This is a genomic window from Rhizobium nepotum 39/7 (assembly GCF_000949865.1).
GTDB lineage: Bacteria > Pseudomonadota > Alphaproteobacteria > Rhizobiales > Rhizobiaceae > Agrobacterium > Agrobacterium nepotum.
Genome location: NZ_JWJH01000007.1, coordinates 220214 through 242945 on the forward strand (window position 1 = coordinate 220214; position 22732 = coordinate 242945).

General features: G+C 59.2%; 24 protein-coding genes. 15 read left to right on the forward strand and 9 right to left on the reverse strand.

Annotated elements, in window-relative coordinates:
- Nucleotides 1–31: 31 nt before the first annotated feature.
- From ftsY to RS75_RS09250, 3 genes are read left to right on the forward strand one after another with little or no spacing between them, the layout of a single operon-like run.
- Nucleotides 32–1468: a signal recognition particle-docking protein FtsY gene (ftsY, locus tag RS75_RS09240; protein WP_045019524.1), complete on the forward strand. Its 1437-nt coding sequence runs from the start codon at nucleotides 32–34 to the stop codon at nucleotides 1466–1468.
- Nucleotides 1469–1470: 2 nt separating this feature from the next.
- On the forward strand, nucleotides 1471–2121 hold the full coding sequence (locus RS75_RS09245) for a septation protein A (RefSeq protein ID WP_045019527.1): 651 nt from the start codon (nucleotides 1471–1473) through the stop codon (nucleotides 2119–2121).
- The gene (locus RS75_RS09250) at nucleotides 2118–2714 is read left to right on the forward strand and encodes a DUF2585 domain-containing protein (protein WP_045019529.1); all 597 of its coding nucleotides are present in this window, start codon (nucleotides 2118–2120) and stop codon (nucleotides 2712–2714) included. Before RS75_RS09245 ends, RS75_RS09250 begins: the two co-directional genes overlap by 4 nt.
- Before the next feature lie 75 nt (nucleotides 2715–2789).
- On the opposite strand, the gene RS75_RS09255 is transcribed toward RS75_RS09250, so the two are convergent.
- The 5 genes from RS75_RS09255 to ccmA form a co-directional block, all read right to left on the reverse strand.
- Nucleotides 2790–3395 carry a DsbE family thiol:disulfide interchange protein gene (locus RS75_RS09255; RefSeq protein WP_045019531.1) on the reverse strand — a complete coding sequence of 202 codons (606 nt, stop codon included), beginning with the start codon at nucleotides 3393–3395 and terminating at the stop codon, nucleotides 2790–2792.
- Complete coding sequence (gene ccmD / locus RS75_RS09260) at nucleotides 3392–3565, reverse strand: heme exporter protein CcmD (RefSeq protein ID WP_045019533.1); 174 nt, start codon at nucleotides 3563–3565, stop codon at nucleotides 3392–3394. The genes RS75_RS09255 and ccmD overlap by 4 nt, the downstream gene beginning before the upstream one ends.
- Before the next feature lie 4 nt (nucleotides 3566–3569).
- Nucleotides 3570–4331, reverse strand: coding sequence for a heme ABC transporter permease (locus RS75_RS09265; protein ID WP_045019535.1), 762 nt, complete (start codon nucleotides 4329–4331; stop codon nucleotides 3570–3572).
- A 74-nt stretch (nucleotides 4332–4405) separates the two neighbouring features.
- Nucleotides 4406–5065: a heme exporter protein CcmB gene (ccmB, locus tag RS75_RS09270; protein ID WP_045019538.1), complete on the reverse strand. Its 660-nt coding sequence runs from the start codon at nucleotides 5063–5065 to the stop codon at nucleotides 4406–4408.
- Nucleotides 5066–5270: 205 nt separating this feature from the next.
- On the reverse strand, nucleotides 5271–5912 hold the full coding sequence (gene ccmA, locus RS75_RS09275; RefSeq protein WP_045019540.1) for a heme ABC exporter ATP-binding protein CcmA: 642 nt from the start codon (nucleotides 5910–5912) through the stop codon (nucleotides 5271–5273).
- Between the two features lie 272 nt (nucleotides 5913–6184).
- Between ccmA and acnA the strand changes: the two genes are divergently transcribed.
- The 3 genes from acnA to RS75_RS09290 all read left to right on the forward strand — a co-directional run bounded on the left by acnA (nucleotide 6185) and on the right by RS75_RS09290 (nucleotide 10608).
- The gene (gene acnA / locus RS75_RS09280; protein WP_045019543.1) at nucleotides 6185–8878 is read left to right on the forward strand and encodes an aconitate hydratase AcnA; all 2694 of its coding nucleotides are present in this window, start codon (nucleotides 6185–6187) and stop codon (nucleotides 8876–8878) included.
- Between the two features lie 196 nt (nucleotides 8879–9074).
- Complete coding sequence (locus RS75_RS09285) at nucleotides 9075–9815, forward strand: DUF1223 domain-containing protein (protein WP_045019545.1); 741 nt, start codon at nucleotides 9075–9077, stop codon at nucleotides 9813–9815.
- Between the two features lie 400 nt (nucleotides 9816–10215).
- A complete protein-coding gene (locus RS75_RS09290; RefSeq protein WP_045019546.1) occupies nucleotides 10216–10608 on the forward strand; it encodes a DUF2794 domain-containing protein in 393 nt (130 codons plus the stop codon).
- Between the two features lie 136 nt (nucleotides 10609–10744).
- On the opposite strand, the gene RS75_RS09295 is transcribed toward RS75_RS09290, so the two are convergent.
- The 3 genes from RS75_RS09295 to RS75_RS09305 all read right to left on the reverse strand — a co-directional run bounded on the left by RS75_RS09295 (nucleotide 10745) and on the right by RS75_RS09305 (nucleotide 14969).
- Nucleotides 10745–11482, reverse strand: coding sequence for a Bax inhibitor-1/YccA family protein (locus RS75_RS09295; RefSeq protein ID WP_045019548.1), 738 nt, complete (start codon nucleotides 11480–11482; stop codon nucleotides 10745–10747).
- A 218-nt stretch (nucleotides 11483–11700) separates the two neighbouring features.
- Nucleotides 11701–14262, reverse strand: a complete 2562-nt coding sequence (locus tag RS75_RS09300) for an ABC transporter permease (RefSeq protein ID WP_045019550.1) — start codon at nucleotides 14260–14262, stop codon at nucleotides 11701–11703.
- Nucleotides 14259–14969 (reverse strand): ABC transporter ATP-binding protein, encoded by a 711-nt coding sequence (locus RS75_RS09305; protein ID WP_045019552.1) that lies wholly within the window; start codon nucleotides 14967–14969, stop codon nucleotides 14259–14261. Before RS75_RS09305 ends, RS75_RS09300 begins: the two co-directional genes overlap by 4 nt.
- A gap of 92 nt (nucleotides 14970–15061) precedes the next feature.
- On the opposite strand from RS75_RS09305, the gene RS75_RS09310 reads away from it, so the two are divergent.
- Complete coding sequence (locus tag RS75_RS09310) at nucleotides 15062–15712, forward strand: arylesterase (RefSeq protein WP_045019554.1); 651 nt, start codon at nucleotides 15062–15064, stop codon at nucleotides 15710–15712.
- 68 nt (nucleotides 15713–15780) lie between these two features.
- A complete protein-coding gene (gene thpR, locus RS75_RS09315; protein WP_045019856.1) occupies nucleotides 15781–16374 on the forward strand; it encodes an RNA 2',3'-cyclic phosphodiesterase in 594 nt (197 codons plus the stop codon).
- On the opposite strand, the gene RS75_RS09320 is transcribed toward thpR, so the two are convergent.
- Nucleotides 16308–16787 (reverse strand): low molecular weight protein-tyrosine-phosphatase, encoded by a 480-nt coding sequence (locus RS75_RS09320; RefSeq protein WP_045019556.1) that lies wholly within the window; start codon nucleotides 16785–16787, stop codon nucleotides 16308–16310. The two genes, thpR and RS75_RS09320, sit on opposite strands and share 67 nt — an antisense overlap.
- Before the next feature lie 80 nt (nucleotides 16788–16867).
- Between RS75_RS09320 and RS75_RS09325 the strand changes: the two genes are divergently transcribed.
- The 7 genes from RS75_RS09325 (at nucleotide 16868) to RS75_RS09355 (ending at nucleotide 22688) form a co-directional block, all read left to right on the forward strand.
- Nucleotides 16868–17173 (forward strand): 4a-hydroxytetrahydrobiopterin dehydratase, encoded by a 306-nt coding sequence (locus tag RS75_RS09325; protein WP_045019558.1) that lies wholly within the window; start codon nucleotides 16868–16870, stop codon nucleotides 17171–17173.
- A gap of 52 nt (nucleotides 17174–17225) precedes the next feature.
- A complete protein-coding gene (locus tag RS75_RS09330) occupies nucleotides 17226–17606 on the forward strand; it encodes a YkvA family protein (RefSeq protein ID WP_045019560.1) in 381 nt (126 codons plus the stop codon).
- Nucleotides 17607–17904: 298 nt separating this feature from the next.
- A complete protein-coding gene (locus RS75_RS09335) occupies nucleotides 17905–18408 on the forward strand; it encodes an invasion associated locus B family protein (protein WP_045019562.1) in 504 nt (167 codons plus the stop codon).
- Between the two features lie 266 nt (nucleotides 18409–18674).
- On the forward strand, nucleotides 18675–19847 hold the full coding sequence (gene rlmN / locus RS75_RS09340) for a 23S rRNA (adenine(2503)-C(2))-methyltransferase RlmN (RefSeq protein ID WP_152643119.1): 1173 nt from the start codon (nucleotides 18675–18677) through the stop codon (nucleotides 19845–19847).
- 110 nt (nucleotides 19848–19957) lie between these two features.
- The gene (locus RS75_RS09345; protein WP_045019566.1) at nucleotides 19958–20911 is read left to right on the forward strand and encodes an ABC transporter substrate-binding protein; all 954 of its coding nucleotides are present in this window, start codon (nucleotides 19958–19960) and stop codon (nucleotides 20909–20911) included.
- A gap of 104 nt (nucleotides 20912–21015) precedes the next feature.
- Entirely contained in the window at nucleotides 21016–21897 is an 882-nt protein-coding gene (locus RS75_RS09350; protein WP_045019568.1) for an ABC transporter permease, read from the forward strand.
- Nucleotides 21894–22688, forward strand: coding sequence for an ABC transporter ATP-binding protein (locus RS75_RS09355; RefSeq protein WP_045019570.1), 795 nt, complete (start codon nucleotides 21894–21896; stop codon nucleotides 22686–22688). Before RS75_RS09350 ends, RS75_RS09355 begins: the two co-directional genes overlap by 4 nt.
- The last annotated feature ends 44 nt before the right edge of the window (nucleotides 22689–22732 follow it).

Sequence of the window (22732 nt, forward strand, 5' to 3'; positions counted from 1 at the left end):
AGCGGCACGATATAAAGACACGGAAACGACCATGGCCCTCGGCTTCATCAAAAAAGTCTTTTCGTTCGGCAAGGACAAGACCGGGACGGGCGACCGGCCGCAAGAGGATTCCGCGCTTGAACGCGCCAAGGAAAACGCCTCTTTCGACGAGGCGCTGAGCGAAGCCGAAGCACATCCCCTTGTCGAGAAGGACCCGGTTTCCGAACTGGAGATCGAGACGGCCGGTGGGCCGGCTTCGGACGAGACGCCAAATGTGGTCGTTTCCGAAGACGAAGAGGAAGAGGACGCGCCGCTTCTGCCCGGTGTGGAGCTTGCCGGTGATATCGGTGTCGTGCCGTTGTCGCTGTTGCAGGCCGAAGCCGCCGCCGAAGAACAGGCAGAGGTTTTACCGCAAGCTGCCGATGCCGTGCTCGATGCGGATGCGATGGATGCGTTGCTCGATGAGGCGGAGTCTGCGCGTGCGGTCGAACCCCCTGCGGTTTCGTCCGCTTTGCCGAAGGGCTTTTCATCGGCGAGTGAGCGCGAAGAGCCTGAGGACGAAGCACCGCAGCCGAAGCTCAGCTGGTTTCAGCGTCTGCGGGCCGGGCTTGCGCGCACCTCATCGCAACTGACCACCCAGATTTCGGCGTTGTTCACCAAGCGCAAGCTGGACGAGGATACGCTCGACGAACTGGAAGATCTTCTCATCCAGTCGGATCTGGGTGTTGAGACAGCCATGCGCATTACCGGCGCCCTGTCTTCGGAACGTTATGGCAAGGATGTCAGCGGCGAGGATGTGGCGCGCATCATGGCGGGCGAGATCACCAAGGTCCTGAAACCCGTCGCAAAACCGCTGGAACTCGATCTTTCGCACAAGCCGCATGTCATTCTCGTCGTGGGTGTTAACGGCACCGGCAAGACGACGACCATCGGCAAACTCGCCGCCAAGCTGTCCGGTTCGGGTCTAAAGGTCATGCTGGCGGCTGGCGACACATTCCGTGCGGCGGCAATCGAGCAGCTCAAGATCTGGGCCGATCGCACTGGCTCGCAATTCATCGGCACCAAGCTTGGGGCGGATGCCTCGGGTCTGGCTTACGACGCCTATGAGCAGGCGCGGGCTGAAAAAAGCGACGTGCTCATCATCGATACCGCCGGTCGCTTGCAGAACAAGACGGAGCTGATGGCGGAACTGGAAAAGATTGTGCGGGTGCTTGGCAAGCTCGATCCGGATGCGCCGCACACCGTGCTTCAGACGCTGGATGCGACGACGGGGCAGAACGCCCTCAACCAGGTGGAAATATTCCGCAACGTCGCGGGCGTTTCGGGCCTGATTATGACAAAATTGGATGGCACGGCGCGGGGCGGTATCCTCGTTGCCATTGCTGCAAAACACAAGCTGCCGGTGTATTTCATCGGTGTGGGTGAAGGCGTGGACGATCTGGAGCCCTTCGAGGCGGAAGATTTCGCCAAGGCCATTGCGGGAGTTTGAGTATGGATATTGAAAGCAATTCCAAGGAAAGCGAAAAGATGGTGGCGGAAATCAGCCCGCTCCTGAAATTCGTGCTCGAGCTTGGTCCGCTCATGGTGTTCTTTTTCGCCAACTCCCGTGGCGAATGGCTGGCATCCACTTTTCCGGTGCTGACGGAGTTCGGCGGGCCGATCTTCATCGCCACTGGCCTGTTCATGATCGCAACTGCTGTCGCGCTTTCTGTTTCATGGATACTGACGCGAAAGCTGCCTATGATGCCGCTGATTTCGGGCATCGTGGTTTTGGTCTTCGGTGCACTGACACTTTGGTTGCAGAACGACACTTTCATCAAGATGAAGCCGACCATCGTCAACACTCTGTTCGGCGTCATCCTGCTCGGCGGCCTGTTCTTCGGCCAGTCGCTGCTCGGTTATGTCTTCAATTCGGCGTTCAAGCTGAACGATGAGGGCTGGCGCAAGCTGACTTTGCGCTGGGGCGTGTTTTTCCTCTTTCTCGCTGTCATGAACGAGGTGGTCTGGCGCATGTTTTCCACCGATGCATGGGTGGCCTTCAAGGTGTGGGGCACGATGCCGATCACCATCATCTTCACCATGGCGCAAATGCCGCTCGTCATGCGTCATTCGCTCGAACCGCTCAACAAGGACGAAAAATGACAGTTGCGGAGATGCCGGTTTCCCGTTCGCGGTCGCTCAAATGGTTCGGTGTGGCCGCCGGGCTGCTTCTCCTGCAGATCGTCATTCTTTATGTCATGGGCCGCATTCCCATTTGCGAATGCGGATATGTCAAGCTGTTCGAACCGGGTGTGAACACGCCGGGCAATTCTCAGCACCTGGCCGACTGGTACACGCCGTCGCACATTATCCACGGCTTCCTGTTTTACTGGTTCGCCTGGCTGCTGTTCCGCAAAAAGCCGCTTTCCATGCGGCTTTCCGTTGCGGTTCTGGTCGAGGCGGCTTGGGAAATTCTCGAAAACTCGCCCCTCATTATCGATCGTTACCGTACGGCGACCATGGCGCTGGGTTACGCCGGCGACAGCATATTGAACTCGGCGATGGATACGGTTTTCATGGTGCTCGGTTTTCTGTTCGCCGCGCGGGTGCCGGTGTGGCTGACGGTGGTGATCGCCATCTTCTTCGAACTTTTCACCGGCTGGCTAATCCGCGATAATCTGACGCTGAATGTCGTCATGCTGGTCTGGCCTGTCGAGGCGATCAAGGTATGGCAGAACGCCCTTCCGCAGATGTGAACGTGTCTGCCGGATTCGGACTTGGAAGGTGCATAGTGCCCGGGTTCAAAGGCGTGACGCCCTTAGGCAGGTGAGTTATTTTCCGGCCGCGGCCGTGATGGCTGGCAGCAAGTCCCGTTCGACGCTGTGGGCATCGAAAGGGCCGACCTTCTTGTAAAGGATCGTGCCGTCTGCGCCGACCAGATAACTTTCGGGAATGCCATAGACACCCCAGTCGATCGCGGCCTTGCCGTTGGGGTCGACACCTATCGCTGTAAAGGGATTGCCGAGTTCGCCGAGAAAGCGAAGCGCATTGTCCTGGCTGTCCTTGTAATTGATACCGACGACCGTGATGCGGCTGTCTTTCGACAGTTCCTGAAGGATGGGGTGCTCCTGACGGCAGGGAATGCACCAGGAGGCGAAGACATTCACCAGCGTCAACTTGCCTTTGATGGCGGCATCGGTCAGCGCCGGCAGGTTCGAGCCTTCCAGCGGCGGCAGCGACAAAGTCGGCGCTTTGGTGCCGATGAGCGCTGATGGAATGGCGCTGATATCCAGCCCGTTGACGTCCTGATCGTAGAGCATCTTGCCGGCGATGAAGGCAAAGCCGCCGAAAAGCAGAAGTGGCAGCAGCGCCAGCGCATAACGTGCGCGGCCCGTCGTTTTGGCCTTTGTGTTCTGTTCCTGGCCGGCCTGCGTCATCGGGCGTCACCCGCAGAAGCAGCTTTCGTCCTGCGGCGCACACCGGACGCCTCCAATTCCTTCAGTTCCCGTTTGCGCGCCTGACCGTCGACGACGACCCAGGCGATGAGACAGAGGACGACGAGGCCGGTCGCCGCATAGGACATGCCGATATAAAAGGCGTGCGTCATAATCTCATGCCTCCCGGTTCGCCATGCGGGCGGCGAGCCGCCGCTGGGCCGCGACACGCCTTCGCCAGATTTCGTTGCGCATGGCGGCGATGTGCAATGTGAAGAACAGCAGCGTGAAGCCGATCGCCATGGTGAGAAGCGGCCAGAGAAATTCCGCATCGATGGCTGAGCCGCCCATGCGGACGACGCTTGCCGGTTGATGCAGGGTGTTCCACCACTCGACCGAAAATTTGATGATGGGAATATTCACGAAACCCACGAGGATCAGCACGGCGCTGACCCGGGCGGCTCTGGAGGGGTCGTCCATGGCGCGGTTGAGCGCGATCAGCCCGAGATACATCAGAAAGAGGACGAAGACGGATGTCAGGCGTGCGTCCCAGACCCACCAGGTTCCCCACATGGGTTTACCCCAGAGCGAGCCGGTGACGAGGGCAATGAGCGTGAAGGCTGCGCCGATGGGGGCGGCGGCCTTGTGGCTGACATCCGCGACCGGATGACGCCACACGAGGGTGCCGATGGCCGAGACCGCCATGACCGTATAGCACATCATGGCAAGCCAGGCGGAGGGAACGTGCACATACATGATGCGCACGGTGTAACCCTGCTGGTAATCGCCCTCGCTCGTGAAGGACAGATAAAGACCGGCGGCCAGCACCAGCGCGGTCAAGGTTGCCAGCCAGGGCAGAATACGGGCCGCCAGCGCCAGAAACCGCGTGGGATTGGCGAGATCGCTGAATTTGGTGATGGTGAAGGTCTGCTCGTTCATGCCGTTTGTGTAACCCGAGAATGGCTGTCCCGCAATTGATCCCCGTCAATCGTAGATCGGCAGTCGCGGTTTCATCAATCCATAACATTACGCAACGCCAAAGCGGCGAAGAAAGGGCCGGTCACGGCTGAAAATAACGTGATCGCGCAGAGAATAAGGAATGGCGGCAGAAAGGGTGCCGGGCCCTGCACCGCCGCATAGGAGGCGCTGACGCCGAAGATCAGCACCGGAACGGCCAGCGGCAGGACGAGGATGGAGACCAGAAGACCGCCGCGCGGCAAGGCGACGGCGACGGCGGCACCCACCGCGCCGATGAAAGTGATGGCGGGCGAGCCGACCAGAAGCGTCAGCATCACGGCGCCGATCGCCACTTCATCCATGTTCATAAACAGGCCGAGCAATGGAGAAGCAAGCACCAGCGGCAGGCCGATCGCCACCCAATGCGCCAGGCATTTGACGAGCACGGTCAGGACCAGCGGGTTTTCCTGCATGAGAATAAGGTCGAGCGAGCCATCCTCACGCTCTGCCTGAAACAGCCGGTCGAGGCCGAGAAGGGCGGAAAGAAGCGCGCCGATCCACACGATAGCCGGGCCGATGCGTGCCAGCAGATTGAGATCGGGACCGACGCCGAAGGGGATGACGGCCACCACGGTCATGAAAAACAGCACGCCGATCAACGCGCCGCCGCCGGCACGGATGGAGAGCTTGATGTCGCGGAAGAAGAGGGCGGTCATTGGGGCGCCCTCGTTCCCGAGGCTGCGGCACCCCCCTCTGCCCTGCCGGGCATCTCCCCCTCAAGGGGGGAGATCGATCTGCGGCGAAGTCTCGCCCATCTCGACATTGGAGGCTTAAGCGGCGAAATTACCTCTTGCCGATCTCCCCCCTTGAGGGGGAGATGCCCGGCAGGGCAGAGGGGGGTATGTCCCGTGCCTACGCCCATCATGTCCAGGCCTCCACACCTAAAAACCCCGTCATCTGCAATTCGCGCGCATTCTCCAACCCCAAAGGCTGGTGGGTCGCGGCGATGACGATGCCGCCGCCGGACAGGTGGCTCTTGACGAGATCGGTAAACATGCGGTCCGCAGCTTTGTCGAGGGCGGCGGTTGGTTCGTCGAGAATCCACACAGGCCGCCATGCGATCAAAAGTTTCGCCATGGCAAAACGCCGTTGCTGGCCGGCGGACAGATAACCGAAGGGCAGATGGGTGATACCGGCAAGACCGACGATCTCCGCCGCCTCATCGATATCCACACTCGCGCCGCCGGAAAAATCGCCGAGGAAGTCTTTCCAGAACCGCAGGTTTTCCGAAACGGTCAGTTCCGTTTTCATCGCGTTGCGATGGCCGAGATAATGGCAGGCCTCCGACGGGCGCATGTCCGGTTCTATTCCTTTGCCGGCTATATTTATGCGTCCCTGTTCGGCGCGCAGCAGGCCGGCCACCGTGCGCAGGAGCGTCGATTTTCCCGAGCCGTTGCGGCCGGTCAGCACCAGCGCTTCGCCGTCGCTTAACTTGAAGGAAACATTCATGAATATGAAATCTTCGCCGCGACGAACGCCGAGATTTTCCGCCGTCAAATCCATGCCGGGGTTCCGTTTAAAATTTTCATCGTACCGATCGTAAAAAATATCGATTTGGGTCACCGAATGGTCTGGCACGTTTCGGAGAAATTATCTATATGGGTGTCAACCACGCCAGCGGCCGGCGTGAACATCATCTTGCGCCGGACCTGAATGTTGCGTGAGCAACTTTCACGTGCGGACAGCGGAAATGGTCGTACCCGCATCCTGATGTGCATGAGTGCATAGGTGTCCGCACGCGCGTGTTGGCTATCAGAGTAAGCGGGGTTTTATCCGTGGCCAAATCTCTCGACAGTTTTAATTGTCGTTCCGTTCTTACCGTTGACGGTAAGGATTACGTCTATTTCAGCCTTCCCAAGGCTGAAGCCAACGGTCTGAAGGGCGTTTCCAAGCTGCCCTATTCCATGAAGGTTCTTCTGGAAAACCTGCTTCGTTTTGAAGACGGTCAGTCCGTCACCAAGGAGCACATTCTGGCCGTTGCGGAATGGCTGGACAACAAGGGTCGGACCGAAAACGAAATCGCTTATCGTCCCGCCCGCGTTCTCATGCAGGACTTCACCGGCGTTCCCGCCGTGGTCGATCTTGCTGCGATGCGTGACGGCATCAAGGCTCTCGGCGGCGATCCGGAAAAGATCAATCCGCTCGTTCCCGTCGACCTCGTCATCGACCACTCGGTCATCGTCGACGAATTCGGCACTCCGAACGCGTTTGCCCGCAACGTCGAGCTTGAATACGAGCGCAATGGCGAGCGTTACCGCTTCCTGAAGTGGGGCCAGCAGGCGTTCAAGAACTTCCGCGTGGTTCCGCCCGGCACCGGCATCTGTCACCAGGTCAACCTCGAATATCTCGGCCAGACCGTCTGGACGAAGGAAGAGGATGGCGAGACGATCGCTTATCCGGATACCTGCGTCGGCACCGACAGCCACACCACCATGATCAACGGTCTTGGCGTTCTGGGCTGGGGCGTTGGCGGCATCGAAGCCGAAGCGGCCATGCTTGGCCAGCCGGTCTCCATGCTTCTGCCTGAGGTCATCGGCTTCAAGCTGACCGGCAAGGTCAAGGAAGGCGTGACCGCGACCGACCTCGTGCTCACCGTCGTACAGATGCTCCGCAAGAAGGGCGTGGTTTCCAAGTTCGTCGAATTCTTCGGCCCCGGCCTTGATTCGATGTCTCTTGCCGACCGTGCGACCATCGGCAACATGGGTCCGGAATATGGCGCAACCTGCGGCTTCTTCCCGGTTGATGGCGAAACCATCAACTACCTGACCATGTCCGGCCGCACCAAGGACCGTATCGCGCTCGTCGAGGCCTATTCCAAGGCGCAGGACATGTGGCGTACCGGTGATGGTTCCGACCTCGTCTTCACCGACACGCTGGAACTCGACCTCGGCGACGTCGTGCCGTCCATGGCCGGTCCGAAGCGTCCGGAAGGCCGCCTGCCGCTCGAAACCATTGCGCCGAATTTCGCAACGGCTCTCGAAAGCGACTACAAGAAGCCAGGTCAGCTCAACAGCCGCTATGCGGTCGAAGGCGCTGATTTCGATCTTGGCCATGGCGATGTGGCGATTGCCGCCATCACGTCGTGCACCAACACCTCCAACCCTTCGGTTCTCATCGCCGCCGGCCTTCTTGCCCGCAATGCGGTGGCCAAGGGCTTGAAGTCCAAGCCTTGGGTCAAGACCTCGCTGGCACCGGGATCGCAGGTCGTTGCCGAATATCTCGAGAAGGCCGGTCTGCAGAAGGATCTTGACGCGATCGGTTTCAATCTCGTCGGTTTCGGCTGCACGACCTGCATCGGCAACTCCGGCCCGCTGCCGGCGCCGATCTCCAAGACGATCAACGACAAGGGCCTGATCACGGCTGGCGTTCTTTCCGGCAACCGTAACTTCGAAGGCCGTATCTCGCCGGACGTTCAGGCGAACTATCTGGCCTCGCCGCCGCTCGTCGTGGCCTATGCCCTTGCCGGCACGGTCCAGAAAGACCTGACGAAGGAGCCGATCGGCGACGACCAGAACGGCAACCCGGTTTTCCTCAAGGATATCTGGCCGACTTCGCAGGAAATCCAGGAATTCATCCTGAAATACGTCACCCGCGAACTTTACGAATCGAAGTATGCGGACGTGTTCAAGGGCGACGAGAACTGGCAGGCCGTTCAGGTTCCTCCGGGCCAGACCTATGCCTGGGACGACAAGTCGACCTATGTTCAGAACCCGCCTTACTTCGTGGGCATGGGCAAGAGCGGCACGGGCCTCAAGAATATCAAGGGCGCTCGCGTTCTCGGTCTCTTCGGCGACAAGATCACGACCGACCATATTTCCCCGGCCGGTTCGATCAAGGCTGCCTCACCGGCAGGTGCCTATCTGACCGACAATGGCGTCGCCGTTGCCGACTTCAATCAGTATGGCACGCGTCGCGGCAACCATGAAGTGATGATGCGCGGCACTTTCGCCAACATCCGCATCCGCAACCACATGCTCGGCCCGAACGGCAAGGAAGGTGGCTACACCATCCACTATCCGTCCAAGGAAGAGATGTCGATCTACGACGCCGCCATGAAGTACAAGGCGGAAGGTGTTCCGCTCGTCATCTTCGCCGGTGTCGAATACGGTAACGGTTCTTCCCGCGACTGGGCGGCCAAGGGCACCAATCTGCTCGGCGTCAAGGCGGTTATCGCGCAGTCCTTCGAGCGTATCCACCGCTCCAACCTCGTTGGCATGGGCGTCGTTCCCTTCGTCTTCGAGGAAGGCACGACCTGGGCAAGCCTCGATCTCAAGGGTGACGAAACCGTCGAGATCGATGGTCTCGAAGGCGAGATCAAGCCGCGTGAAAAGAAGATCGCCAAGATCACCTACAGCGACGGTTCGGTAAAGGAAGTTCCGCTTCTGTGCCGCATCGATACGCTGGACGAAGTGATCTACATGAACAATGGCGGCATTCTGCAGACTGTTCTTCGCGATCTGGTCGCCTGAGAAAGTTTAGACCAATAAAAGACGCCGGGAGAAATCCCGGCGTCTTTCCTGTTTCATGGCCTCTTTTTTTGTGATTGCCGCTCACCCCTTCGTGACTTTCTATTGAAGTGGAATAGACGTTATTTTCCGGTTTGCATCCGGCAGGGTTGATCGCATCAATTCGTCTGGATATTTCGTCCGGACAAAGGTTTTTGTAATGCCGCTGAAATTCCCTCTGTCGATATGTGTTCTCGGCACGTTCCTCGTCACATCTGCGCATGCGCAGGAGGCTGTGAAGGGCGTCGTCGAATTGTTCACGTCGCAGGGATGCGCATCCTGCCCGCCGGCGGACGAGGCCTTGCGCAAGATGATCCAGAAGGGCGATGTCGTCGGCCTCTCCTACCATGTCGACTACTGGAACTATCTTGGCTGGACGGATTCGCTGGCATCGAAGGAAAACACCGAACGGCAATATGGTTACATGCGGGCTCTTGGCCGTAACGGGGTCTATACGCCGCAGGCCATTCTGAACGGTCGCGATCACGTCAAGGGTGCCGATGTCCGTGGCATTTACGACAGGCTCGATGCCTTCAAGCGGGAAGGTCAGGGGCTGAACGTGCCGGTCTCGTCGAAGTTTGCCGGAGACGAGGTGGAAATCGATATCGGCGCCGGCAGCGGCAAGGCCGATGTTGTGGTCGCCTATTTCACGCGCGAACAAACGGTGGATGTGCAGAAGGGCGAGAACCAGGGGAAAAAAATGTCCTACTGGCACAGCGTCTATGACGTGCAGACGGTCGGCATGTGGGACGGTTCACCGATGACGGTGAAGCTTCCGGCGAGCGTGGTTGCAAAGGTGAAAAAGGGTGGCTGCGCCGTGCTGTTGCAGACGGCAAATGCCGGCGGCGATCCGGCCGCCATTGTCGGCGCAAGTATTCTGCTGGGGAATGAAACACAGTAATCGCCGATCCGGCGATGGAAGATCCGGTCCGGGGCATTGGGGGCTGGGGGTAAAGGGTCAATGCACCGGACCGGGTCATCTTGGTGCCTAGGCATCAATTGACAATAGGACTATTCCACCCAATTCGGGCCATGGTTTGACCGAATTACGGCAGCCCATGCTAAAATGGCTGCCTAAATGGTTACCAATTTTTACCTCTGCTTTTTCCGGAGGCAACTCTCGTAAGGGTGTTTTCAGGTGTCATTCGGCGCCATCGCCACCCGGTTTTTGTCGCCGTCCGAGGACCGTCAAACCCTTCGCGAAAATTCCAGCCCTGTGCTTAGAGGCCTTGCAAGGCTTGCAATTTCGTCTTCCCGGGGTCACATTAATTGAAAGACCTGGGTGGAATCGGAGGTATTGGATGACCGATCAACCGGATGTGCAGCAGGTGCAAACCGCTTCACGCGACAGTTCCACCGTTGTCGATCTCCGCGAATACAAAAAAGATAAAGACCCTTTGCCGGTCACCTTTCACCGGCGCGAGCTGGATGCGATCCTGCGCATCTATGGACGCATGGTGGGAGAGGGCGAGTGGCGCGATTATGCCATCGACCATCTGAGGGAAAAGGCGGTATTTTCAGTCTTTAAACGCTCGGGCGAAATGCCGCTTTACCGGATCGAGAAGAACCCCAAGCTGGCAGCAAAGCAGGGCGCTTATTGCGTGGTCAATACGGATGGCCGCATCCTCAAACGTGGCCACGAACTGCCGCAGGTTCTCAAGGTTTTCGACAAGGTCCTGAAGCTCATCGAGTGAGCTTCAGACAGGCGGGCTATCTCCTGTCGCTTTATGCGGACAAGCGGGTCGATAGGCGTTCAGCTTCCGAATGCTGGTAAATAAAAAGGCGGCCAAAGGGCCGCCTTTTGCGTATTTGCCTGTCGGGCTCCTGCCCTTACTTGTCACGGTTACCCATGAATTGCAGGAGGAACATGAACAGGTTGATGAAGTCGAGATACAGCGTCAGCGCGCCCATGATAGCCTTACGGCCAGCCACGGCAACTTCGTCGCCATCGAAATACATTTCCTTGATCTTCTGCGTATCGTAGGCGGTCAGGCCTGCGAAGATCAGCACGCCGATAGCGGAGATCGCGAACTGCAGCGCGGAAGAGGCGAGGAAGATGTTGACGATGGATGCGATGATGAGGCCGAACAGACCCATGATCAGGAACGAACCGAGACCGGAGAGGTTCTTCTTCGTCGTGTAACCGTAAAGCGAGAGCGCGCCGAACGAGGCGGCTGTCACGAAGAACGTCTGTACGACGCTCTGGCCGGTATAGACCAGGAAGATCGACGACAGAGACACACCCATCAGCGCCGCATAGGCCCAGAAGGTCATCTGGGCGGCGGAAACGCTCATGTTCTGGATACGGAAGCTAAGGAAGAACACCAGTCCGAGCGGCGCGAGCATGACAACCCAGCGCAGCGGCGATGCATAGAGCAGCTGGGCGACAGCCGGATTGGTCGTCGCGAGCGTAAAGGTAGCGAACGCAGCAACGCCGGTGATGACCAGAGCCAGCGCCATCAGGTTGTAAACCTTGAGCATGTAGGCGCGAAGACCTTCATCGATCATCGCACCAGTCTGTGCACGGGTCTGCGCCATGCGGTTCTGGTAGTTATTGAAATCAGCCATTGTTTCCTCTTTTGAGCTCCGTGATTGCTACGGTGTCGGGATACCTCCCGGGCGCCGCTGCGGAGCTACAGCAAGCCTGTTCAAGAATATGATGGCAGAACGTGTCCGATACAAGGCCTTTTGCTGTTGAAAAGACACCATATGCGCGAAAAGCACTCACGTTTTGGCGATCATTACAAAGAATTAATCGTTAAAGTTAAGCGGTGCACAACCGAAGATCATTCACCCGCCTGCCGTAAAACCGGAGCGGCCTTCTGCCCGAGAATTCGCCAGGTACCGATGAGGCCGATACCCACCGTCATGACGAGGGCGACGGCGAGCGTTCCTATCGCCACATCCGGCAGGAAACTGGAAGGCAGCTTCATGATGCGGGCAATCACGAACCATGCGGAGACGCCGCCGGCGAAAAGCGCGAAAACGGCGGTGGCGAGACCGAGCATCATATATTCGTAAGAGAAAGCGCGGATGAGCAGGCTTCGCGTACCCCCCAGCGTTTTCAGGATGACCGCGTCATGGGTACGGGCGCGGTTTCCGGCAGCAAGGGCGCCGGCGAGAACGAGGACGGATGCTATCAGCGCCACGGCGGCGGCGGCACGGATGGCGGTTGCAAGCTGGCCGACCAGCCGGTTGACGACGTCGAGCGCATCTTTCACACGCACGGTGGTGATCGTCGGATAGGCGTTGGTAACCGTGCGCAATATCTGGCCTTCGTCACTCGCTGATGCGGAAGGATCGGCGAGCGTCGCCAGCCAGGCATGCGGTGCGCCGCGGAAGGTGTTCGGCGAAAACACCATGACGAAATTGATCGACAGCGATTCCCATTCGACATTGCGCAGATTGGCGATCTTCGCCGTGATGCTGCGGCCGAGAACGTTGACGGTGACTGTGTCGCCGATCTTGAGGCCAAGTTCGCCCGCTTCTTTTGCCGCGAAGGAAACCAGCGGCTCGCCGTTATAATCCTGTCCCCACCATGTTCCCTCCGTCAGCGTCGCGTTTTCGGGAGCGTCCTGCGAATAGGTTATGCCCCGGTCACCGCGCAGCAGCCAGCGCCCGGATGGCGGCACCTCCATCTTCGTCACGTCCTCGCCGTTGAGCGCCAGAATGCGGCCGCGCAGCATCGGCACCTCGGTCAGCGTGCCCTCAGGCGCTTCCCGTTTGAGAAGATCACGGAAGCCCTGCAACTCGCTGCCCTGAATATCCACGAAGAAGAAATTCGGCGCGCGTTCCGGCAGGCTGCCGGTCAGTTCGCGGCGCAGATTGCCGTCGATCAGCGTCAGGGTCACGAGCAGGGTCAAGCCGAGGCCGAGCGAAAGTACGACCGAGGGTGTAAGCGCGCCCGGCCGGTGAATATTGCCGATCGCCAGGCGAAGCGCGGCGGAATGAACGCGCGGGCTGCGTTTGGCAATGGCCTTCACGCCCGAAGCCACGAGCCGCAGCACCACGAAAGCAAATGCGATGGCGGCAAGGAAAACCGAGGCGATGAAACGGTCTTCCGCCGAAAAGATGGCAAGTGCAGCCAGCGCGGCCAAAAGCAACACCGTCACCGCGAGATAAGGCCAGGACGGCCAGCTGCCTTCTTCGAAACCCTGCTCGCGGAAAAGGGCGGTTGCCGGCACCTCGCGTGCCTGACCGAGGGGTACGATGGCAAAGGCGAGCGTCGTCAAGAGGCCGAACAGCGCGGCGAGACCGAGGGCGGCCGGGTAGAAGGCAAGCTCTTCCGGCACCGGGAGCACGCCTTCCAGGAACCGCATGGCGATCAGCGGGGCGATGGCGCCCACGGCGAGACCGATGACGATGCCGACGACGGCGATGAAGGCGATCTGGAAGAGATAGGTCATGGTGACCACGGAAGCGGGAGCGCCGAGGCATTTCAGCGAGGCGATTGTAGTGCGCTTGGAATCGAGAAAGGCGCGAACCGCGTTCGCAACACCGACACCGCCGACGATGAGGGCGGTCAGGCCCACCAGCGTCAGGAATTGTGAGAAACGGTTGACGTTTTCGGTGAGCGACGGTGCTGCCCGGTCGCTGGTGCGGATGGACCAGCCGGCATCGGGAAAGGCCTTGTTGGCCGCATCGGTCATCGCTGCACGCGCCGAGGGATCGTTCAGCCTGATCTTGTAGGCGTGTTCGACCAGGCTTCCGGTCTGAACGAGGCCCGAGGCGAACAGGGCATCGCGGCTGACCATCAGCCTCGGTGCGAAACCGAAACCGTCGGACAGCGCATCCGGCTCGTCGACTACGGTGCCGGTCAATTTCAGCTTCACATTGCCAAGCAGGATTTCATCGCCGACCTTGATGCCCAGCCGTTCCAGGAGAAGCGGTGCGGCAATGGCGCCATAGGTACCGCCGGTCTCGGCCAGAAGCTCGCTCAGAGGCCGGTTGGGTTCGGCCGTGAAGGCACCGTAGAGCGGATAGGCGCCGTCCACGGCCTTGACTTCCGTCAGGGTCTGTTCAGAGCCGTCGGCGAGGCGCGCCATTGAGCGCAACCCGGTGGAAACGGCGATTTTGCCGAGGCTGTCGAGATAGGTTCGTTCCTCTCCCGTCGCTTCCCTGTTGCGCAGTTCGAAGCGTACGTCGCCCGCCAGAATAGACTGGCCCTCCGTCGCAATCGCGCTGGTGACCGCGCGTGATACGGAATTGACGGCGGCAATGGCGGCGGTTCCGAGCGCGATGCAGGCAAGGAAAATGTAAAAGCCGCGCAATCCGCCGCGAATCTCGCGGCGCGCGAGCCTCAACGCGTTCCTGATATTGGCGGCAGACGGGAGAATGGAGCCGATCATGCCGATACCGCCCGGGCCAGATGAGCTCTGGCGCTGTCACCCTCGATCTCACCGGACCGTACCTTGATCTGCCGCGAGCAGCGGGCGGCCAGCGCCGGATCATGGGTGACGAGGATCATCGTCATGCCGCGCTCGGCCTGCTTTGCAAAGAGAAGATCGGCGATCTGCTTGCCGGTATCCGTGTCCAGATTGCCCGTCGGTTCGTCGGCGATCAGTACGGCGGGGGAAGGCGCCAGCGCGCGGGCGATGGCGACACGCTGCTGCTCGCCGCCGGATAGCTGGCCTGGATAGTGGTTGAGGCGTTCGCCGAGACCGACGGCGACGAGTTCGCGTTTGGCAATCTCGAAGGGGTTCGGGGTGTTGGCCAGTTCCAGCGGAACGGCAACGTTTTCCAGCGCCGTCATGTTTGCGATGAGATGGAAGGACTGGAAAACAATGCCGATGTTTTTGCCGCGGAAATCCGCCAGGGCATCCTCACCGAGCTTGTGCAATTCTGTGTCCGCTATGACGATCTCGCCGCTATCCAGCCTCTCAAGGCCGGCAAGCACCATCAGAAGCGTCGATTTTCCCGAACCGGAAGGGCCGACGATGCCGACCGCCTCGCTTTCGCTGATTGTAAGATCAATGTTCTTGAGAACGTGAACGGAGGCGGCGGCGTTGCCGAGCGTGAGGTCGGCCTTCTTCAGCTCTATGATGCTTTTCGTCACAATTCTCGTTCCTATATAGGGTGATGAAAACGGTCCGGCGGTGTCGATGCGGTCGTATTTCAGGCAATGTGAACCAAGTTAGGAAAGCCGTGATGAGATTTAAAGCTGCCCTGTTTCACTTCATCGTCATTTTCACCGCCGCCTTCTCCGCCTCGGTGGCCATGGCGGAGGAGCGGATGTTGCAACTGGTCGGCCTCGGCGACAGCCTTATGGCCGGTTATCAACTGCCTCCCACCGACAGCTATACCGCACAGCTTGAAGCTGCATTGAAGGCCAGGGGCATCAACGTCGCCGTCGCCAATGCCGGCGTATCCGGCGATACCTCTTCCGGCGGTCTGGCGCGGGCGGAATGGTCGGTTCCGGATGGCACGGACGCGGTCATTCTGGAACTCGGCGCCAATGACGCATTGCGCGGTATTGCCCCGGAACAGACCGAAAAGAACCTCGACGCCATCATTGCCGGCTTTCAGAAACGCAACATAGCCGTGCTGCTGGTCGGCATTATGGCGCCGCCGAATATGGGTGACGATTACGCCAAACGCTTCAATCCGATTTATCCGCAGCTTGCGGAGAAGTACAACCTGCCGCTTTATCCGTTCTTTCTGGATGGCGTGGTGACGGATGATACGCTGAAGCTGGACGACAAGATGCACCCGAATACGAAGGGTGTGGCGATGATGGTGGAGAAATCTCTGCCAGCCGTTGAGAGCTTCATCAAGACAATCGGTGCGCAAAAAAAATAAGCACTTGCGCCCGCCCGCATTGCATGATTCGCTATGCTTGTTCTGCCAAGAGATTCGGGGAGCTCGCCATGCCGAGACTGTTTATCGCCCTCGAAATTCCGCGCAATGCGGCTATGAGCCTCTCATTGTTGCGCGGTGGTCTGCCGGGAGCCCGGTGGATCGATGTGGAGAATTATCACATAACCCTGCGTTTTATCGGCGACATCGACGGGCGGACCGCCGATGAGGTCGTGGACAGGCTGGACCGGATCGAGAGACCGGAATTCCAGCTCAATCTGAACGGCATGGGTTCCTTCGGTTCCAAGAAGCCGCATTCCATCTGGGCAGGGGTTTCTCCTTCGCCGGAAATGCATGCGCTGCAAGCGGAGGTCGAGAGGATCTGTCAGAGGATCGGCCTGCCGCCGGATCCGCGCAAGTTCATGCCGCATGTGACGCTGGCGCGGCTGCGCTCCTCGCGTCTGGACGATGTGGTGCACTATCTTTCCGGACGCGGCAATTTCCGCACGTCACCTTTCACGGTCGGTCGTTTCGTGCTGATGTCGTCGAAAGAATCGGTGGGCGGCGGGCCTTACATCGTTGAAGAGGCGTTTCCGCTTCACGAGGCGCGGTCCAGCTCCATCTTTTCGAGCAACGAGTTGCATCCCGCCAAAAGCATGTTGTAGACGGCCAGAAAGCCGTCTTCACCACCGAAATAGGGATCGGGGACGCTGTCATGGCGTCCTGACGCGTAGTCCAAAAACAGGTGGATTTTGTGCCTGCTGTTTTCCGGCGCCTTTTGACGCAGTTTTGCCAGATTGCTCCCGTCCATTGCGAGGATGAGATCAAAGGTTTCGAAATCGGCCTGACCCACCTGCCTTGCGCGCTGCCCGGTAATATCGATACCATGCTTGCGGGCTACCGCGATGGATCTGCGATCCGGGGCGGTGCCGGTGTGCCAGCCGCCGGTGCCGGCGGAATCGACGGAGAGCTGGTGGGACAAGCCTGCGCTTTCGGCAAGGTTTGTCAAAATGCCTTCGGCAAGCGGTGAGCGGCAAATATTGCCCATGCAGACAAAAAGAACTGCTGTATGTTTCATGGAATATGCGTCGATCCGGTCGTTGAGGCGTTAATGTTTGTCCGAAACAGCAGATCGCATGTCAAGCGGAGGCAAGACGCATGAAACATCCCAGACTTGAACCGGAAGCCGTCCGGCAGGCGCTTTTAAAACTCGAGGGCTGGTCCCTGCGCGAAGACGGGGCGGCAATCGTCAGGTCCTTCAAGTTTTCGAGTTTTGCGGAGGCTTTCGGTTTCATGGCCGAGTCCGCTCTCGTCGCGGAACGGCTCAATCATCATCCGGAATGGTCCAACGTCTATTCGCGGGTCAGGGTCTGTCTCACGACCCACGATTCGCAGGGCGTGACCGAGCGGGATTTTCTCCTGGCCGAGGCCATGCAGAAAGCGGCCACGGGCCGGGGGAATTGAACGCCGGGCTTGCAGCCCCATATAATAAGCCGTGACCGGAGGACCGTCGATCATGGATGATGTGAAAATCGGTGAAATTCTTTTGCCCGGGGAAACCGGCAGCCAGAATGAACGCGAACGTGTCGTGCGCACCAAATTCTGGCCAAAGCTGAAACGTGTGATGACCAAGGTGCCCTTCGCCCGCGATGCGGCGGCGGCCTATTATTGCGCGATCGACCGGGAAACGCCGCTGCGCGCCAAGGGCATCATTCTGGCCGCGCTCGCCTATTTCGTCATGCCGCTGGACGCCATACCGGACATGCTGGCGGTTGTCGGCTTCACCGACGACATCGCGGTCATCACGGCGGCGCTTGCCATGATCCGCGCCCATATCAAGATGGAACATTACGATGCGGCGGATGCCATGCTGAAACGGCAGCAGGAGCCTGAATAACACGTCTGTGATGAGGAGAGCCTGCGGAGCGGGACAGGCGACAAATTGTTGCCTGAATTTGTGTGTCATAGACATGGCGGGAAGGGCGTGCCACGCCGTTCCTCTCAGGGTGCCGGGAGTCGCCGATCTGTAACACTGCAAGACGTTTTCGGCATTTTATGCGTGTTGTTGACGGTTTGGTAACCGCTTCCTGACCACAATGAGAAAAGACGATCCGCACCTGAACGTGGCCGATCCAGAAAATGGAGCCCGCCGCTGCTTCGGGCTAATGGAAGACAATAACCCGGCAGGAAATTCTATGTTTGTAAGAAGTGTAGCAACCGCAGTGGCCATTTTGCTGACCAGCGTCGGCGTAGCATCTGCACAGTCGCCCACGCGCATCCAGCAGTTCAATGCATGGGGTGCCTATTCGTACAAATCGGGTAACAGCACCGTCTGCTATGTTCTTTCCATTCCGACCTCCAAGGAACCCGCAAGCGTCGATCACGGCGATATTTTCTTCATCGTATCGCAGCGTCCTGGCCAGAACATTTCCTACGAGCCGCAGGCTATGGTGGGTTATCCGCTGAAGCAGGGCTCGAAGGTCAACGTCACGATCGACAACAAGAACTTCGTGATGTTCACCAAGGACAAGGCCGCCTGGGTTGAAAACGCCGCTGAAGAACCCGCTCTCGTGGCGGCGATGAAAGGTGGCAAGTCCATGACCGTGAAGGCGACGTCCGGTCGCGGCACCGGGACATCCTATTCCTATTCGCTGTCGGGTATTTCGGCTGCTCTCAAGCAGATCGAGAGCTGCAAGTAATCCTGACGCTTTATCCGTTCTGTGATTGGCCGGTCATCGACCGGCCATTTGCGTTTTTACCATTTTGATGCTAAAGGCGCGGCAACATTGACAGGCGGATGCGCGAAAAGTGCTCCGCCTTTGATTTTCTCGACATGCAGACGATTTTCCGCCTTTCCGAAAGGCCGGTCGTGCGATGCATTGGATGATGGGATAGCGTGATGTCCGTATTGCATGCCCCTGCCGGTCTGGCAGTCAAAACTCCCCTGATCGCCAATAGCGATCTCATGTCCGGCAAGCCGTCGCTGATCGGGTTGACGCGTGAGGAAATGGGCGAGGCGCTGGCCGAGATCGGCGTGCCGCAGAAGCAGGTGAAGATGCGCGTCAGCCAGTTGTGGAACTGGCTCTACGTGCGTGGCGTCTCGGATTTCGACAATATGACCAATGTCGCCAAGGAGCTTCGCGAGAAGCTGAAGGCGGCCTTCACCATCGCCCGCCCGGAAATCGTCGAGGAGCAGATCTCCAATGACGGCACCCGCAAATGGCTTATGCGTTTTCCCCCGCGTGGTGCGGGACGTCCCGTCGAGATCGAGACGGTCTATATTCCCGAGGAGGGGCGCGGCACGCTGTGCATATCGAGCCAGGTGGGCTGTTCGCTGACCTGTTCTTTCTGTCACACCGGCACGCAGCGTCTGGTGCGCAACCTGACGGCCGAGGAAATTCTCGCCCAGCTTCTGCTTGCCCGCGACCGGCTCGGCGATTTTCCCGATGGGTCGACGCCGGTTGGCGCTTATGTGCCGAGCGAAGGTCGCAAGGTGTCCAACATCGTGATGATGGGCATGGGCGAACCGCTCTATAATTTCGAACATGTGAAGACCGCGCTTCTGATCGCCACCGATGGTGACGGCCTGTCGCTTTCCAGGCGTCGTGTTACCTTGTCCACATCAGGCGTCGTGCCGGAAATTTTCCGCACGGGTGACGAGATCGGTGTCATGCTGGCGATTTCGCTGCATGCGGTGCGTGACGATCTGCGCGATATGCTGGTGCCGATCAACAAGAAATATCCGCTGAAGGAGCTGATCGAGGCCTGCCGCAATTATCCTGGTGTCTCCAATGCCCGTCGTATCACCTTCGAATATGTGATGCTGAAGGACGTGAACGACAGCCTGGAAGACGCCAAGATGCTGGTGCAGCTTCTGAGGGGCGTTCCAGCCAAGATCAACCTCATTCCGTTCAATCCGTGGCCGGGCACGAATTACCAGTGCTCCGAATGGGAGCAGATCGAAAAATTTGCCGATTTCATCAATCAGGCAGGTTATGCCTCGCCGATCCGCACGCCGCGCGGCCGCGATATTCTGGCTGCCTGCGGTCAGCTGAAGTCGGAATCCGAGCGCATGCGCAAGACCGAAAGGCTGGCTTTCGAGGCGATGATGATCGCAAACCACGGCGCGGATGACTGAATAAGCCCCCGATTGCGCTAGAAAGCTTGTTTTGTGGCGGTTTCTCCGATTGATTTCAGTTTGTCTTGTTCCTAATAAGACGACAATAGGGAACCAACAGGAGGATTTTCATGCGCGTATTCATTATGGCCCTCGCCGCCGCGAGCGCCCTCGTTTTTCCGGCCAAGGCTGAAAACGTTACCGTTGCGGTCACCGCCATCGTCGAACATCCGGCGCTCGACGCCGCTCGCGACGGCGTCAAGGCAGCGCTTGCCGATGCCGGTTACAAGGAAGGCGAGAACCTCAAGTTCATCTATGAGTCCGCGCAGGGCAATCCCGGCACGGCAGCGCAGATCGCACGCCAGTTCATGGGCGAAGCCCCTAATGTCATCGTGCCGATCTCCACGCCATCTGCTCAGGCCGTCGTTGCCGCAACGCGCGATATTCCGGTCGTCTTTACGGCCGTTTCCGATCCGGTCGGCGCACAGCTCGTCAAGGACATGGAAAAGCCCGGCCGCAACGTGACCGGTCTTTCCGACATGCTGCCGGTTGGCGAGCATCTGGCGCTGATCAAGGAAATCTCGCCGAACGCCAAGTCCATCGGCTTCATCTACAATTCCGCAGAAGCCAATTCCGTCTCGACGCTCGCTGCGCTGAAGACTGAAGCCGAAAAGGCCGGCCTGAAGGTCGTCGAATCCGTCGCCACCAAATCCGCTGATGTGCAGGGCGCGACACGCGCGCTGGTCGGCAAGGCCGATGTCATCTACGTGCCCACCGACAACACCATCGTTTCCGCTTTCGAGGCGGCAGCCGGCGTTGCGAGCGAGGCGAAGATCCCGCTTTACGCCGCCGACACGGATTCCGTCGCGCGCGGCGCGGTTGCGGCCCTCGGCTTCAACTATTTCGACGTTGGCAAGCAGACCGGCGCCGTTGTCGTCCGCATCCTCAAGGGTGAAAAGCCGGGCGACATTCCGGCAACCGTCGCTGTCGGCACCGATCTGGTGATCAACAAGAAGGCCGCTGAAAAAGCTGGCGTCACCTTTCCTGAAAGCGTGACCAAGCGCGCCACCAAGGTCATCGACTAAACGAAACCATGCTGACTTCGGGCGGCGGTAATTGCGCCGCCCGCTTTTGCGTGGCACCAGACAGTGCCCGTATCCGCTGAGGCGGCAATAATAAGGACATTACCGTGAGCCAAATCGCCTTCTGGGGTGCTGTGGAGCTTGGACTGGTCTTCGCCTTCGTGGCGATCGGCGTCTATCTCGCTTTCCGCGTGCTCGACTTTCCTGATCTGACCGTGGACGGTTCCTTTCCGCTCGGCGCAGCCGTTGCGGCCGTGATGATCATTGCCGGTCTCAACGCCTGGGTCGCGACGGCGATTGCGATGGTCGCCGGTGCTGGCGCCGGCATCGTCACGGCCACGCTCAACGTTCGTTTCAAGATACTCAACCTGCTGGCGTCGATCCTGACGATGATCGCGCTGTTTTCGGTGAACCTCCGGGTGATGGGTAAACCGAATGTGGCGCTGCTCAATCAGGATACGATGGTTTCACCATTCTATGGTCTCGGCCTTTCCGAATATCTCGTGCGGCCGCTCTTTGTCGGTGTGCTGGTGTTGTTTGCCGTCATTCTTGTCTGGCGTTTTCTTGAAAGCGATGCCGGCCTTGCCATGCGGGCGACCGGCGCGAATGCGCGGATGGCGCGCGCTCAGGGTGTGAAGACCGGCAACCAGATCTATCTCGGCATGGCGCTTTCAAATGCGCTCGTCGCTCTCGGTGGCGCTCTTTTTGCGCAGACCAATGGTTTTGCGGATGTGACGGCCGGTGTCGGCACCATCGTCGTCGGGCTTGCGGCCGTCATCATTGGCGAAACGCTGTTTGGCTCGCGGGGCATTCTGATTGCGCTCATCGGCTGCGTTTTCGGCTCCATCGCCTACCGCCTTGCCATCCAGCTTGCCTTGTCGAGCGATGTGCTGGGCCTCAAGGCATCCGATCTTAATTTCGTTACGGCGGTATTGGTGGCTATCGCATTGATCCTGCCCCGACTGCGCCGCGGGGGAGCAACATCGTGATTTCGCTTTCCGACATTCAGGTCATCTTCGGGCGCGGTACGCCGCTGCAAAAGCAGGCGCTGGCCAAGATCGATCTTACCATCGAGGACGGTTCCTTCGTGACCGTCATCGGCTCCAACGGTGCGGGCAAATCCACGCTCCTCGGCGTTCTGGCGGGCGATGTGCTGCCGACGGCCGGAAAGGTGATGATCGGCGGCGCCGATGTCACCCGCAAGCCGACCGCCAGCCGGGCGGGACGCGTGGCGCGCGTGTTTCAGGATCCGCTGGCGGGCAGCTGCGGCGCGCTTACCATTGAGGAAAACCTGGCGCTTGCGGCGTCTCGCGGTGAGCGTCGCGGGCTGTTTCCGGCACTTGGGCGCGGCAGGCGGGATTTCTTCAGGGAACGGATCGCTTCGCTCAATCTCGGTCTGGAAAATCGATTGAAGGACCGCATGGACCTGTTGTCCGGCGGGCAAAGGCAGGCGGTCTCGCTTGTCATGGCGACGCTTTCCGGCTCGGACGTGCTGCTGCTTGACGAACATACGGCAGCCCTCGATCCCGGCATGGCGGAATTCGTGATGGAGCTGACCCGCAAGGTGGTTTCCGAGCGCAAGCTGACGACGCTGATGGTTACCCACTCCATGCGTCAGGCACTGGATTTCGGCGACCGCACGATCATGCTGCATGCCGGTGAAATCGTGCTCGATGTGTCCGGTGACAGCCGCAAGGGCCTGGAGGTCGAAGACCTGATCGACATGTTCCGCAAGATACGCGGCCAGACGCTCGATGACGACGAGTTGTTGATCGGCTGACGACTTATCCGAAAGGCGCCTGCGGGCGCCTTTCTTATTTGTTC

Excerpts from the sequence above, each read along its gene's own strand:
- ftsY (WP_045019524.1), top strand. The coding sequence starts at position 32 with ATGGCCCTCGGCTTCATCAAAAAAGTCTTTTCGTTCGGCAAGGACAAG.
- RS75_RS09245 (WP_045019527.1), top strand. The coding sequence starts at position 1,471 with ATGGATATTGAAAGCAATTCCAAGGAAAGCGAAAAGATGGTGGCGGAA.
- RS75_RS09250 (WP_045019529.1), top strand. The coding sequence starts at position 2,118 with ATGACAGTTGCGGAGATGCCGGTTTCCCGTTCGCGGTCGCTCAAATGG.
- RS75_RS09255 (WP_045019531.1), bottom strand. The coding sequence starts at position 3,395 with ATGACGCAGGCCGGCCAGGAACAGAACACAAAGGCCAAAACGACGGGC.
- ccmD (WP_045019533.1), bottom strand. The coding sequence starts at position 3,565 with ATGACGCACGCCTTTTATATCGGCATGTCCTATGCGGCGACCGGCCTC.
- RS75_RS09265 (WP_045019535.1), bottom strand. The coding sequence starts at position 4,331 with ATGAACGAGCAGACCTTCACCATCACCAAATTCAGCGATCTCGCCAAT.
- ccmB (WP_045019538.1), bottom strand. The coding sequence starts at position 5,065 with ATGACCGCCCTCTTCTTCCGCGACATCAAGCTCTCCATCCGTGCCGGC.
- ccmA (WP_045019540.1), bottom strand. The coding sequence starts at position 5,912 with ATGGATTTGACGGCGGAAAATCTCGGCGTTCGTCGCGGCGAAGATTTC.
- RS75_RS09285 (WP_045019545.1), top strand. The coding sequence starts at position 9,075 with ATGCCGCTGAAATTCCCTCTGTCGATATGTGTTCTCGGCACGTTCCTC.
- RS75_RS09290 (WP_045019546.1), top strand. The coding sequence starts at position 10,216 with ATGACCGATCAACCGGATGTGCAGCAGGTGCAAACCGCTTCACGCGAC.
- RS75_RS09295 (WP_045019548.1), bottom strand. The coding sequence starts at position 11,482 with ATGGCTGATTTCAATAACTACCAGAACCGCATGGCGCAGACCCGTGCA.
- RS75_RS09300 (WP_045019550.1), bottom strand. The coding sequence starts at position 14,262 with ATGATCGGCTCCATTCTCCCGTCTGCCGCCAATATCAGGAACGCGTTG.
- RS75_RS09310 (WP_045019554.1), top strand. The coding sequence starts at position 15,062 with ATGAGATTTAAAGCTGCCCTGTTTCACTTCATCGTCATTTTCACCGCC.
- thpR (WP_045019856.1), top strand. The coding sequence starts at position 15,781 with ATGCCGAGACTGTTTATCGCCCTCGAAATTCCGCGCAATGCGGCTATG.
- RS75_RS09320 (WP_045019556.1), bottom strand. The coding sequence starts at position 16,787 with ATGAAACATACAGCAGTTCTTTTTGTCTGCATGGGCAATATTTGCCGC.
- RS75_RS09325 (WP_045019558.1), top strand. The coding sequence starts at position 16,868 with ATGAAACATCCCAGACTTGAACCGGAAGCCGTCCGGCAGGCGCTTTTA.
- RS75_RS09330 (WP_045019560.1), top strand. The coding sequence starts at position 17,226 with ATGGATGATGTGAAAATCGGTGAAATTCTTTTGCCCGGGGAAACCGGC.
- RS75_RS09335 (WP_045019562.1), top strand. The coding sequence starts at position 17,905 with ATGTTTGTAAGAAGTGTAGCAACCGCAGTGGCCATTTTGCTGACCAGC.
- rlmN (WP_152643119.1), top strand. The coding sequence starts at position 18,675 with ATGTCCGGCAAGCCGTCGCTGATCGGGTTGACGCGTGAGGAAATGGGC.
- RS75_RS09345 (WP_045019566.1), top strand. The coding sequence starts at position 19,958 with ATGCGCGTATTCATTATGGCCCTCGCCGCCGCGAGCGCCCTCGTTTTT.